Source organism: Streptomyces thermoviolaceus (assembly GCF_045209695.1).
GTDB classification, from domain to species: Bacteria; Actinomycetota; Actinomycetes; order Streptomycetales; family Streptomycetaceae; genus Streptomyces; species Streptomyces thermoviolaceus.
This window is the reverse complement of the sequence record NZ_CP109280.1, coordinates 2,392,001-2,404,731: the sequence shown is the minus strand read 5'-3', so window position 1 is coordinate 2,404,731 and position 12,731 is coordinate 2,392,001. Positions and strand designations below refer to the sequence as shown.

General features: G+C 70.5%; 11 protein-coding genes. 5 read left to right on the top strand and 6 right to left on the bottom strand.

Translation table 11 applies throughout. The features are described from left to right. Nucleotides 1-431: 431 nt before the first annotated feature. Nucleotides 432-1,349, bottom strand: coding sequence for a hypothetical protein (locus tag OG899_RS10485; protein ID WP_168131371.1), 918 nt, complete (start codon nucleotides 1,347-1,349; stop codon nucleotides 432-434). Between the two features lie 238 nt (nucleotides 1,350-1,587). Between OG899_RS10485 and OG899_RS10480 the strand changes: the two genes are divergently transcribed. Continuing rightward, entirely contained in the window at nucleotides 1,588-2,628 is a 1,041-nt protein-coding gene (locus OG899_RS10480) for a C40 family peptidase (protein ID WP_189343459.1), read from the top strand. A gap of 859 nt (nucleotides 2,629-3,487) precedes the next feature. Next, complete coding sequence (locus tag OG899_RS10475; protein ID WP_168131372.1) at nucleotides 3,488-4,036, top strand: sigma-70 family RNA polymerase sigma factor; 549 nt, start codon at nucleotides 3,488-3,490, stop codon at nucleotides 4,034-4,036. Nucleotides 4,037-4,114: 78 nt separating this feature from the next. On the opposite strand, the gene OG899_RS10470 is transcribed toward OG899_RS10475, so the two are convergent. Then, complete coding sequence (locus tag OG899_RS10470; RefSeq protein ID WP_168131373.1) at nucleotides 4,115-4,408, bottom strand: WhiB family transcriptional regulator; 294 nt, start codon at nucleotides 4,406-4,408, stop codon at nucleotides 4,115-4,117. Between the two features lie 538 nt (nucleotides 4,409-4,946). Here OG899_RS10470 and OG899_RS10465 point away from each other — a divergent pair. After that, complete coding sequence (locus OG899_RS10465; protein WP_229814056.1) at nucleotides 4,947-5,504, top strand: sigma-70 family RNA polymerase sigma factor; 558 nt, start codon at nucleotides 4,947-4,949, stop codon at nucleotides 5,502-5,504. Here OG899_RS10465 and OG899_RS10460 read toward each other — a convergent pair. Next, complete coding sequence (locus OG899_RS10460) at nucleotides 5,482-6,528, bottom strand: ricin-type beta-trefoil lectin domain protein (RefSeq protein WP_373296047.1); 1,047 nt, start codon at nucleotides 6,526-6,528, stop codon at nucleotides 5,482-5,484. The genes OG899_RS10465 and OG899_RS10460 overlap by 23 nt on opposite strands. Before the next feature lie 307 nt (nucleotides 6,529-6,835). Between OG899_RS10460 and OG899_RS10455 the strand changes: the two genes are divergently transcribed. Beyond that, a complete protein-coding gene (locus OG899_RS10455) occupies nucleotides 6,836-7,867 on the top strand; it encodes a hypothetical protein (protein WP_168131375.1) in 1,032 nt (343 codons plus the stop codon). Between the two features lie 352 nt (nucleotides 7,868-8,219). On the opposite strand, the gene OG899_RS10450 is transcribed toward OG899_RS10455, so the two are convergent. Then, nucleotides 8,220-8,708, bottom strand: coding sequence for a hypothetical protein (locus tag OG899_RS10450; protein ID WP_168131376.1), 489 nt, complete (start codon nucleotides 8,706-8,708; stop codon nucleotides 8,220-8,222). 416 nt (nucleotides 8,709-9,124) lie between these two features. Between OG899_RS10450 and OG899_RS10445 the strand changes: the two genes are divergently transcribed. Further along, nucleotides 9,125-10,267, top strand: a complete 1,143-nt coding sequence (locus OG899_RS10445) for a CHRD domain-containing protein (RefSeq protein WP_229814058.1) — start codon at nucleotides 9,125-9,127, stop codon at nucleotides 10,265-10,267. A gap of 333 nt (nucleotides 10,268-10,600) precedes the next feature. Here OG899_RS10445 and OG899_RS10440 read toward each other — a convergent pair whose 3' ends face one another. Beyond that, nucleotides 10,601-11,866 (bottom strand): DUF418 domain-containing protein, encoded by a 1,266-nt coding sequence (locus OG899_RS10440; RefSeq protein ID WP_229814060.1) that lies wholly within the window; start codon nucleotides 11,864-11,866, stop codon nucleotides 10,601-10,603. A gap of 331 nt (nucleotides 11,867-12,197) precedes the next feature. After that, entirely contained in the window at nucleotides 12,198-12,539 is a 342-nt protein-coding gene (locus OG899_RS10435; RefSeq protein ID WP_229814084.1) for a DUF4913 domain-containing protein, read from the bottom strand. Nucleotides 12,540-12,731 lie beyond the last annotated feature (192 nt).

Here is a 12,731-nt window from a genome sequence, read left to right as displayed (position 1 = left end):
CAGGCGTTCGGCAGGGCTGCTGTGTCGGCCGGCCGAGCGCCTGTCCGGCGCTGACGCCGAGTCCCGGACGGGGCCGCCCCCACCCGGTCCTGCCCCTTGCCCGGCCCGGCGATCAGTGCGCCGGCTGAAGCGGGAGGCTCGGCAGCGGACCGGCATCCCCATGGCGGCGGAGGGGCAGGGTGCGCGGCAGACCGGACCACGACGGCACGCGGCGTCCGTGGCGGCGTCGGACGTCTGCGCGCAAGGGCCGGCCACGGCATCCGTTCCGGCGGAGGCGGTGGCCGGCCTGCTCGGTTCCTGGGATCAGGCAGGCGGAAGCGCCGGGCCGGCGGGACCGGACGCGCACCGTGCGGCCGCGGTTCCCCGACCGGCCTCCGGCGGTTCCGGTCGACGCCGACCAGGAGGAGGGACCCCGCCCGTCGCGGGCGTGGTCAGCCGGTGAAGGGACTGAGGGCTCCGCCGAGGGCGTAACTCCGCTCACGCAGCGAACGCAGACGCTGGTCGACATAGGCGGCCAGCCTGGCGTGCTCGCTGCTGAGTGCGCCGGTCTCGGCCAGGCGGGTCCACATGTTCTGCAGTTCCATTCCGCGGACCGCGATCGCCTGGCTGTCCGGCAGCTGCTGCCAGATCGCGACGGCCCGCGCGACCTCGTCCGCCGCTTTCGGATCCTGCTGGCTGCACCGCACGCGGGCCACCCCCAGGGCCAGCATGATGGCGCTTTGATGATCTCCCGTCAGATAGCTGGCGTAGGCCTCCAGGGAGCGTGCCTCCAGGGCGTGCGGGTGGCTGTCCCCTTCTTCGGAGGTGAGCTGTTCGCGCAGGGCACTGCACTTCTCGCGGGCCTCGTGCAGCAGCCCCGCCTCGATCAGCCGGTTGATCTCACCGATCTGCGGGGCCAGCACCTCGGGAAGGGGAGCGTCAGCGGTGCCCCTGCGCTCGGGCGCGCGTCGCCGCTGCACCGGTCGGCGGGGCAGGGGAGCAGGCCGTGCTTCGCCGGCAGCCGCCTGCCGGACGGGAGGACGAGAGGAACGGTCCGGTGCAGGGGAGGGCCGGGCGCTGATGATGCGGCTGGAGCCGTCCGGCGCCACCGACAGCTCCAGCACGACCTGTGCAGCGTTGTCGACCACTCGGGCCTCCACGGTCCCTCCGAGAGCCGCGGCATGGCGGTGCAGGTGGTCGAGCACAGCGTCCTGGGCCGTCTGGTGCCCCTCGACCGACAGCGGCTGCCCGTCGACCATCGCCGGGCCGACGTCGGGGACGAGGACTTCTGTGCGCCTCGGTGCGGCTGTGCCGGCGTGCGGCGTGTTTCCGCTTCGCTTCGACACCTTCAGCTGGCCGAACAGTGACACATCAACTCCGATCAGGCACCGATCAGTACGCTCACCGACCGCACTGAACATCCGGGAAGCGGGGCAGTCGGACGTCTCGAGAAGCAGAACGGACGACGGCGGACATCGGTTCAATCGCCTTCGGTGTGAACCAGGTGCGCGGGAGCGCCGTTTCATGACACGGATGCCGTCCTGCCCGTTTCTGGGCCGGTCTCGGCACACCTGATTCCTGCTCCTGCTCGTCCTTGAGAGGTGGAAGGTGCTCAGCAACAACCACCGGCTGCTCACCACTGTCGCCATCAGTTGCGTCGTCTCCGTTGCGGCACCGCTTCAGGCGTGGGCCTCACCCGCCACCAGAAATCAACCGGCCACTCTCGAACAGGTGCAGCAAGAGCTGGACGGCCTGTACCACAGTGCCGAAGTCGCCACGGATGCCTACAACGCCGCCAAGCAAAAGGCCGATCAGCAGTCTCGCAGCGTGACCGCTCTGCAGAGACAGATGGCCCGCAGCAAGTCACGGCTGCAGCAGCTCACCGCCCAGGCGGGCGCCGCCGCGCGCGCTCAGTACAGCGGTGCGGGGCTGCCGCCCGAGATCCAGTTGATTCTGGGTTCCGATCCGCAGGGCACGCTCGACAACGCCGCCCAGACGAACCAGATCCAGCTGGGTGTCGTACAGCTGATCTCCTCGGTGGACGCGGAGAAGAAATCCCTGCAGACCAAGTCGGCGCAGGCCGCACGGCGCCTGCGCGAACTGCGAGCGGTGCAGCAGAAGAAAAGTGAGGCCAAGCGCACGATTGAGGACCGGATAGCGAAGGCGCACGCCATCGAGGAGCATCTGGCGGCCGAGCAGCTGAAGAGCCTGCAGAAGCGTGAGGCGGAAAGCGCCGCCAAGGCGCAGGCACAATGGGCGAGTTCGGGGATCCTCAAGAAGCTCGGCAGTGCGACCAGCGCGGCCGGCAAAAAGGCAGTCGCCTTTGCCACGGCGCAGATCGGCAAACCGTATGTCTGGGGCGCTGCCGGTCCGAACTCCTTCGACTGCTCGGGGCTCACCTCACAGGCCTGGGCCGCGGCCGGACATCCCATTCCCCGCACGTCCCAGGAGCAGTGGCGCCAGCTGCCGCATGTGAACATGGACCAGATGCGGCCGGGTGATCTCGTCATCTACTTCACCGACGCCAGCCATGTCGGCATGTACATCGGCGGCGGAGAGATCGTGCATGCGCCCAGGCCGGGCCGCACGGTCACCACGGCGCCGGTTGCCTCCATGCAGATCCTCGGGGTGGTGCGGCCCGGTCGATGACGGCCGGCCCCTGCCCAGCAGCGCACACCAGGCGTGCGCTCGGCCTCGCCATCGGTCGGGCGCACGCCTGGCGTCGTCGACGGGAACGTCGTCGACGGTCGCCGAGCCCGAGGGGCGTGACCCAGCTCCGCTTGGCGCGGCTCAGGGGGCCGCACGCCTCCGCGGGGACGCAGGCTTGTTCGGCACGGCAGCCCGGCCCCGCTGCGCCTGCTGTTGAGGCCGGCTGCTGGGTGCGGCCGTAGTCCCGGGGACGGGCCGAGACGCCACGAACTTCAGCCCGCTCGGAGCCGGCGGGGACGGCTTGGCACCGTGCTGCAGAAAATCGTGGATGCGGCTGATTCCTTCCGCCGCCGATGAGACCGGCCGCTTCCGGCCGTGCTCCAGCCATTTCTCATATTCCTGAGCGGTCTTCTCGATCTCCTCCCAGACCTGCATCTCACTGTCTTCCCTGCTGCTCGACGGCCCTGATGCCGACTCGCTTCTGTCCGGATCGATCGCACTCATGCGGCACTCCATCAAGCTGGTCCACTCTCACTCTTCTTTCTACGTATGACAGCCGTAAGTGGTTCCTCGGGCCGCGGTGAGCAGTTTCCTCAGGTGCTCTTGCGCCGGGCGCGCACTGTGGGCCGCGACCGGCCGCCGCCGGAAACACCGCCCGGCGGTGCTGCGCGGCCGACACATGCGGATCCCGCATCCGCTCGTTCTCCGGCCCGCCGCCTGATGCCGGCGACCACACCGAGGGATCAGTGAACTGCGCGTCGCCGAGACCCGTTGCACTGAGCGAACGGGCGTTGTCCGCCCGACGCGTCGGCCAGGTGTACCAGCCGGGTCAAGCCGAAGCGATGAAAGGGGTCTTGCCTTGAGTGACGTCACATCGGGCTCCAACGGATCGCTCAGTGACAGGGAGCGGTTGCTGAAGTCGACATACGACGAGGTGGCTCCGGACCTGTTGCGGTATGTGGCACGACTGGTGGGCGGAGACCGTCATCTGGCGGAGGACATCGTCCAGGAGGTGCTTCTGCGCTGCTGGGAGAAGCAGCTGCCGGGACACGGGCAAAACCTTCGCCCGTGGCTTTTCAGGGTGGCCAGGAACCTGGTCATCGACGGTTACCGGAAACGGAGCGTCCGGCCGCGTGAGGTCGAGGTGCCCGAAGTCCTCGAGTTCACACCGTCGGAGGACAACGGTGTCGACCAGACCCTCTCGGGCGTCGTCGTCAACGAGGCCATGAAACATCTGTCCCAGGCCCACAGAGAAGTGCTGTACGAGACGTTCTTCATGGGGCAGACGATCAAAGAGGCCGCTGAAGTGCTGGGTGTGCCGGTGGGGACGGTCAAATCCCGTATGTATTACGCCCTGCGGGCGCTTCGCGAGGAACTGCAGGCACAGGCAGAGCTCGCATCCCTGTGACACGACCGCATCGGAGGACGAGGTGGGGCAGGGCCCTGACCGGCACCAGGCCGGGCGTGCTCGGCCTCCGATGCCGCGTCAACTCACGCGCGGCAGAGGTGTGTCCGCGGCATGCTCCGTGTCCAGGAGGCGCTGCCAGGAGGGCACCGCAGGACGGCTGCGCAGCAGCGCGCGACGCTCTCGTTCCGTCATGCCGCCCCAGACGCCGTGATGGATGCGGTTGTCCAGAGCGTAGGCAAGACACTCGGTGCGCACCGGACAGTCCGCGCACACCGCAGTGGCCGCTCGCTGGACGGGATCATCCGCGAAGAGTGCCTCCGCATTGCCGGACGTGCACGCTGCTCGGCTGCTCCAACCGGAAAGTACCAGCACCCTTCGTCCCCTTTCCCTGTCACTGCCGAGGTGGTCTCCCACACCTCATACGTGTGTCGCAGGTGTCGAGTTCACGTGCTGCGACCGGGCCCGTGCTGCGAACCCGGGGACCCGTGAGGGGGAGAGTCCGGGGTGCTGTGGTGTGAGCACACGTGGCTCCTGCAGGTGTCTCGTGGCTGTCGCGGCACGTCCGGTCCGCCGGGGCTCGGGCCCCGAGGACCTGCCGCCGGGCACGGGGTACGCGCGCGTCCGGCCGGACGGCTGAGAGCAGGTGTGGCAGGTGCCGAGACGGGGCAGAGGTGGTGTGCGGGCACCGGGAGGCCCTCAGCGCGAGCGTCACGCGGGAGCCGGGGGAGCGGGCCGGATGCCCATGGTGCCGAGCGACTGACGACGGACGGCACAGCGACGGCAGTGATTCGGCACACGGGTCTGCCTACGGTCAGGCATCCGACAGCCGGCTTCGACCGGAACGGTCCCCACTGCCCATCTTCTTGTAGGAAACCCGTTGACACAGACGTCTGATGTGCACGGACTCCCGGTGTCCAGCCGTGCGTTCGACGAGCTGGCGAGGACGTTCGTCGCCGGCCATCGCAGGTCCCTGGTGGCGTACGCGGAGAAACTGCTCGGCGACCCTCACCTGGCCGAGGACATCGTCCAGGAAACCTTCGTGCGCGCGTTGCCCCATGTGGAGCGGCTCCATGCCACCCGGGGATCCGTGCGGGGGTGGCTGCTGACGGTGACCCGCAACCTGGTCATCGACCGGCAGCGCAGGGCGGCCGTCCGCAGGGAGTCGGTGTCCATGGACTTCGCCGAACCCGTGGTCCGCGACCATGTGGACGAGGTGCTGGCCGCGATGGATTCCGTGCGCCTGCTGCGCGCACTGTCGGCCGAGCATCGCGAGGTGCTGGTGCACACGTACATGCGGGACCAGACGCTCGAACAGACGGCCAAGCTGCTGGGTGTGCCCACGGGGACGGTCAAGTCCCGCCAGCACTACGCCCTGCGCAAGCTCCGGGCCCGGCTGGAGGTCGCCGGGCAGGACACGGTGACGTCACAGGGCCGGCGGACGACGGTCAGTCCAGCAGTTTCTCGGTGACGACGATGTGACCGTCGTCGGGATCGAGACGTCCGCCGAGCCGTCTGAAGGCGCTGTCGGTGAGGTCGAGACATTTGGGCTCCTGCGCGGTCCAGGCATAGGTGCCCCGGTCGTTGATACGGACCACCAGCGACCTGCCGTTGGCGACGTTGGTGACCCGCACCCGGGCACCGAAGGGCAGCTGGGGCCGGCGGCTCAGCGAGGTCGCGGCCGTGTCGGCGTCGCCGTCGTAGAGTTCGCCGCTGGCTGTCAGGGCGCCGGCCGGCTCCGGCCCGTAGTGGGTCGCCCAGCAGGTGTCTCCGGACTGTCCGGCCGGTGCGCTGCCCTTGCGGTCCCCTCCGCCCGTGCAGCTCCACACCCGGGTGCCGTCGGCGGGGTTGCGGTCGGTGGCGTCCAGGCATGTGTCCGCGGCCGGGTCGACGATGTCGTGGGCTGTGTTGACCGTCCATTTCTGATTGGCGCCGCCGGTGCAGCTCCATATCTGGACGCGGGTGCCGTCGGCGGGGTTGCGATCGGTGACGTCCAGGCATTTGTCCGCCGCCGGGTCGACGATGTCGTGGGCCGTGTTGACCGTCCACTTCTGATGGGCGCCGCCGGTACAGGTCCACAACTGGACCGTGGCGCCGTCGGCGGTGGACCCGTCGGTGACGTCCAGGCACTTGCCCAGAGCGCGGATGGTGCCGTCAGGTTCGACGGTCCACTCCTGGGCCGCGGTGCCGTTGCAGCCGTGGATGCGCACGGGGGCGCCGTCACCGGACCCGGCCGCGTCGAGGCACTGGCCGGCGAGGCCGGTGATGCGGCCGGTCGCGGCCTGGACGGCAAAGACGCCCGGCGCGCCGTCGGGCGCGGCCTCGTTCCGGTAGCCGGCCGTGCTGCGTGTCACCGACGTGTCGGTGTGCGCCCGGGCGGCCGGATCGTTCGTGGGGGAGGAGCCGGAACAGGCAGTGAGACTGGCCAGTGTGACGGCGGCGAGAGCGGTGCCGGCCGCGCGGCGGAGACGGTCGGGCTGGATGCCTGTGGTCAAAGCGGGTACTCCGTAGCAGCGGTACTGAGACGAGCTGTCGCCCGTGCTACGTAAGGCGTCCGCGCACAGTTCACATCGCGGGGACCGTCGGGTACCCGGGGCGCCGCCGGGCGCAAGAGCCCTGGTCGCGCCCGGCGCCGCCGGGACCTGCATCCGCCGGACTGCCCTGGCACTGCGGTGTGAGCGGCCGAGGGCGCTGCGCGGCAGCACCGTGCCGCCTCGGGCGGTGCACTGTGCACGGTGAACTGTCACCGAGCGCCTTACGTAGGTGAGGGGAGGAGGGAAAAGGCCGAAAGAAAAGGTAGAGATGGCTGATACACCGCAGGGCGGGCTGCCGGGCTGGGCTGAGGGACTGGGCCAGGAGATCAACGAGAGCGGCGGCTTGGACAATTATCTGCTCGCGCAGCAGGAGCAGTATGAGCGCCTGGCGCGCAGACAGGACCGGACAGGCGTCGAATCACAGCAAGAATGGGATACCGACGACCGGGACTTCGTGCAGTCCGCCGGCCGGAGAGATTCCGGAGACTGGTTGTCCTATGCCTCCGTGCCGTCGGCTCGCGCATCGCGCGTGAGCAACCCTTGGGGGCTTCCCGGGGACCATTCGGCCGAGCGGATCATGGCATTTCAGGGGGCGCTGGACAAGCTGACGGCGAACGCCTCGACTTCCGGTGCGCCACCCCATGATCACAGTGCACGCCAGGAGCCGTTCTGGGATGTCCCCCTCAGGCCGCAGTACCGCCTCGCCGAGGAGACGAATGCGAGGACATCGGTGCCGGAATCCACGGACTCCTCCGCGAGGAAACGGTTCGGCGCCGTGCTGGACAAGGCCAAGGCGCTTGCCGTTCCCGTATTGAGGTACATCGCGAACAACCCTCGCGGGGCCATGATGGTCGGTGCCGGGGTGGGGCTTGCGATAGGTGCGCCCGCAGGTCTGGTGGGGGCGTTCGCCGGGGCGGGGCTGGGCGCCACGGTGGGGCGTCTGACGGCCGAGGGAGCCCGGCTGGCGCTGAAGGCGCTCGACCGGCAGCCCGATGCGCCGTCCCGTGCGAGTGCGGTGGCGTCCACGGTTCCCCGGCTCGCGCCGGACAGGGGAGCGGAAGGGCAGCGTACCCGCCGAGAGCAGGAGCCGGCCGTGCGCCGACGCGCGGCGTCGGCCTCCTCCGCCGCACAGAGCTACACCAGAGCGGAGGTGGCGTCCCTGAGTATCCGCGGAAGCCGGCAAGCGGCCGGCTCCGGCAGGGGGAACACGAACTCCTCCGGCACTGCGGCGATCACCCGCGCGGTCGGATCCCAGGCGTACACCGCATCCGCCCGCACCGGCCGAGGTCCGCGTCGATGAGAGCTTGACGGCCCCCGCCGGGTCACCTCCGGCCGAGGTGCCCGGCCTGCCGGCAGGCGACACCGCGGCGAGCAGCCGCGCCGCGTTCCCCGCCGGAGCGGATCCCCGGCCGTCGACGTCCCACGGGACAGATGGCCGGCTCGCCGTGCCGCCGGCAGCGGCCGGCCCCTCGCCGGGCGCCGTACGCGCAGACCTGCCGGAGATGCGGCCGCTTGCCGCGGGTCCGGGCCGTGGACGACGCCCGGACCCGCGGCAGACGGCCGCATCGGGGCGCAGAGGGCGGGAGACGAGGCCTCTCCGGCCGCCGGCACAGCTCTCGCACCCCGCCTTCCGATCCCCGAAGCCGGCGGTTTCAGTTCGCGGGCTTCTTCACCAGCTTGCCGTCCGCGGAGACCACGAACCACTGGCCGTCGATTCCCTGGCCGTTGGCATCGCCGGCCACCGCGTCCCCGACGTAGTAGTACAGCGGCCAGTTGTTGTATGTCACCTGGGCTACGCCCTTGGTGCGCTGCGTTTCCGCCAGCAGCGGCCGCTGCGCGCCGGATCCTGCCTGAGGCTGCGATCCGGTCGTCAGGGCGGGCCACACCGCGATGCAGTCTGCACTGCAATTGCTGGCGCCGTCCTTGTCCTTGGTGAAGGCGTAGAGGGTGCGCCCCGATTGGTCCACCAGAATGCGCCCGTATTCCGAGTCGGCGAGCTTCACCGAGACAGTGGATGTGGTGTTTCGTGGTGCCCCGGCCGCATGCTGCCCCTTCTCGGACGCATTCCCGCCGCAGGCGGACAGGGTGAACACAGCGGTGGAGACGGCAGTGGCCGCCAGCACGAGATTGCGGGTGCGCATGGAAAGGAAAGTCCTTCGGTCGAGACGGTGGCCGGCGTTGCCCGGCGAGGGCATGGCGAGGACGCCGCGGCGGCCGATGATGTCATCCGTGGCATACGCAGCGACCGCGTGTTCCGTTCGCGCGGATGCGAAAAAAAAGTGTGTCGTCCGGCACAGAACTCCCCTGAGGCCTGCTCCGTAGGACACGTTGCCGGGATCCCGAAATGGCAACACTCCGAACGGAAAGTTGGGAAGACGTGCGCAAGATTTCTCTCGTCCTCGCCGCCGCGGCCGTGACGGTCGGCATGGGTACAGCTGCCCCGGCCTTCGCCCACACGGGTAACGGTGCCCATGGCGGCATGAACATGGGTGGGGCGGCGGCGGACCATGCGCCCACTGCCCCGGCCCGTGGGCCGTCGGCGTCGTTCGTCGCGACCATGACCGGAAACCAGGAGGTGCCCGTCGCCGGCGGCCCGGCCGTCGGCGACCGTGACGGCTCCGCTCAGGCCCTGGTGCAGGTCAAGGGGGACCGTGTCACCTTCGCCCTGAAGTGGCGCGGCATCGGTGCGCCCACCCTGGGGCACATCCACCAGGGCGCAGCAGGAGTCAACGGCGATGTGAAGGTTCCGCTGTTCACCACGGCGATGCCGGACACCGTGGACGCCGCCGCCGGTCAGGTGACCGTCACCGACGCCTCACTGGCCCGGCAGCTGCGTGCGCACCCCTCCGACTTCTACGTCAACCTGCACAGCAAGGAGTTCCCGGGCGGAGCGGTGCGCGGCCAGCTCAAGCCGGTGCGGGGCCAGGTGAACCCGCTCAGCATCGTCGAGGGCGGGTCCGAACGCTCCCTCATGGACGGTGACCAGGAGGTACAGGCCCCCGGCAAGAAGGTGGGTGACCCGGACGGTCACGCCATCACCTTCCTGCACCCGCGGGGAACCTCCGTGGGCTACTCGATGGCCTGGGTCAACATCCCCGCCCCGACCCTGGGCCACATCCACGAGGCCCCCTTCGGCAAGAACGGCGACGTGAAGGTGCCGCTGTTCACCACGCCCGTCCCCGACGGCATCTTCGCCATCTCGGGCACGGCGACGAACCAGGACCCGGCGGTGGTGAAGCAGCTGCAGGACGACCCCGCCGACTTCTACTCCAACCTGCACACCTCCGAATTCCCCGACGGTGCGGTGCGCGGCCAGCTCTTCGGCCCCTCCCGGGGCGGCGGCAGCGGGCAGAACGGCGGCAACGGCCAGGACAACGCCGGCAACGGCCAGAACGGCGGCAACGGCCAGGACACCACCGGCGGCGGGGCGCAGGCCACGCCGCGGCAGGGCAGCGTGACGCTCTTCGACGACCCGGGTGACTTCTCCGAGAACAACGCCTCGCAGGGCATCTCCGGTCAGGGCTGCGTCGATGTGTTCCGCCCGGGAGTGGCCTCCGGCATCCAGACCGACAAGCCCGTGAAGGTGTGGTCCGGCAAGGGCTGCACGGGTGAGTCCCTGGTGATCGAGAAGTCCACCGACGACCTCTCGACGGTCAACTTCGACAACAAGATCTCGTCCGTCTTCTTCGGCGACGTGTGACGGGACGCCGGCCGGGACGTGATGCGGGTATGAGCGTCCCGGCCGGCGTGCAGGCGTCGTGCAGGCGCCGCACCGGCCGGTCCAGGCCTGGAGGTCTTTCTCCAGGCCTGGACCGGCTTGTGGGCACCGCGGCGTGTGCGGTGGCCTCAGCTCCGTGAACCGGCGCTCGGGCCGAGCCGGCACGGTCCGGCACGGTCCGGCGCGGAGATGTGCGGGCGGCATCGAGCATGCGGCGACACCCGGCTGGGGGAGTGTCGCGTTCCTGCGCGGGACGGGTCGTCGCCCACGCGCGCGGTGAGACCTGGGCCGTCCGGCCGGTCACACCGCTTCGGCTCACCCCTCGCGGTGCGGGACGAGGCCGCGGGCCGTACGCCAGGCGTGGCGGCCCAGGGTGATGCGGCGCAGCAGCAGTTCGGCGGGGCCGTAGCGGGAGCGGGCCATGAGCCAGGCGCTGAAGGCGAGTTGCGCGGCGTAGAGGCCGAGGCACACCGCGACGAGCGCGGCGGGGCCCACCCTGCCGTACAGCCCCAGTCCGTAGCCGGTGAAGATCAGGGCCAGGACGAGGGACTGCGAGAGATAGTTGGACAGCGACATGCGCCCGGCCGGCGCGAGGGCCCGGCGCAGCCTCGGACCGAACCGGCCCTGCAGCAGCGTCACAACGGCGCAGACATAGGCGGTGGCCAGGGCGGGCGCCGTGAGAAGGTCCACGGCCTGGCCGAGGTAGTACAGGCGGCTGTCGAGCGGGCCGTAGGCACACATGGCGGTGAACACGCCGCCCGGCACTCCTGCCAGCACACCGGTCCTCAGCAGGCGCCTGATGACCAGGCGGGTCCGCTGCGTGGGCTCGTCGAGACGCTCCAGCAGCCGGTGCCGGCCCGCGGCGAGCCCCACCAGAAAAGCTGCGAACAGATGTGCGGAGTACAGTATCGCGCCGCCCAGCGTGTCCCGGTACGCACGCACGTTGGCCTGCACGACGGACAGCGGGCCGCCCCGGAAGGCCGCCGCCTCGCGCGCCGCCGACACACCCGCGGCGCTCCGCTCGGGGGCGTGCAGGGTCAGGACGAAGACGCCGACAGCCAGGAAGACGGCTGCCAGGAACACGACGAGGAGCGCCGCGGCACGAAGTGCCGTGCGTGCCCGCAGGCCGCGTACGGCGAACAGCACCAGGCCCAGCACCGCGTAGGTCATCAGGATGTCGCCGGCATAGAGCAGGACCGCGTGCGCGAGGCCGAGCAGGAACAGCCCCAGCAGACGGCGGCCGTGCCGGCTCGCGAAGGGGACATGATCCCGCTCGGCGGCCCGCATCTGGAGGGTGAAGCTGTAGCCGAACAGGAACGAGAAGATCAGGTAGAACTTGGTGGTGAACAGCGCCGTCACGAGCCAGGCCGCGACGTGGTCGGCGAGGGGGGCGCCCGGCTGTGTACCCAGGTCGGAGGCACCGGCGAGGACCGGGGCGTTGACCATGCAGATGCCGAGCAGGGCGAAGCCCCGGAGGGCGTCGATCTCCGAGATCCGGGTGGCCGCCGTCCGGGCCGGGGCGTCGCCCGCGGGCTGCTCGGGCGTCGGGACCCGGGACGCGGTGGCTGGGGAGCGGCTCACCGGGCCGCTCCGTGCGCAAAGGGGCGAGCGACGCGCCGGGCACAGGTGCCGCGGCGCCGAACCGGAGACGTGAAGTGCTGCACGAGACTGCTTCCTGGTTGCTTCGGGCCGGATGCGGACTGGGCGAACGCGCCCGGCCCAAGGGGCGGACATGTGCCGGCCGGTCGATCCGGGCCGGCTTCCCGTGCGTGCTCGCCCGGCCGCCGGTGACCGGCGTCGGAGGGATGCCCGCCGGCCTCACGGCACCTCGTGACACACGGGCGGGCCGGCCCATCGGGGTTCCGCCCGCGGAGGACCGCGGCGCCGCCCCGGAAGGGGCAGCGCCGCATCGTCACAGCTGCTCGCTCTGCGGCGGTTCCTTCGCACGGTGACTGCCGGGCTTGCAGCCGGCGAACGGGCCCGCGGGATCACGCAACGACGCCATCACCGGTCCCAGGCAGTCCCGGTGCCAGGCGGCCGGGCCGGACAGCGGTGAGCCGGGACCCGTCATCTCCTGCCAGGCCATCCACAGACCGTAGAGCTGCGCAACCGCTTCCAGGTGTTCCCACCACCGGGGACACCAGGGGGCCGTGGAGGTCACCTCCCTGCCGTAGACCGGCAGCAGCAGACCGTCGACCCACAGGGTCAGCTCCTGCAGAGCGCTCAGGAACTCCTCGCCCGCCTTGTAGAGGATGAACGGCGGTGAGGCGTCGTCGTCCTCGGGCGCCGGGTCGGTGGTGGAGGGCTGCTCGGCCGGTTCCCCGTCGTCGGCGTCGGGCGGCGCAGTACCGTCCGGTTGCGCAGGGGCGGCCGTGCCGGCCGGCGGCTGCGGCCGGTCGTCCGGCGCACCGGCGTCAACCGGCTCCGGCTCCGGTGGCGGTGAGGG

Coding starts and splice junctions, on each gene's coding strand:
- OG899_RS10455 (WP_168131375.1), top strand. CDS start 6,836: ATGGCTGATACACCGCAGGGCGGGCTGCCGGGCTGGGCTGAGGGACTG.
- OG899_RS10450 (WP_168131376.1), bottom strand. CDS start 8,708: ATGCGCACCCGCAATCTCGTGCTGGCGGCCACTGCCGTCTCCACCGCT.
- OG899_RS10445 (WP_229814058.1), top strand. CDS start 9,125: ATGACCGGAAACCAGGAGGTGCCCGTCGCCGGCGGCCCGGCCGTCGGC.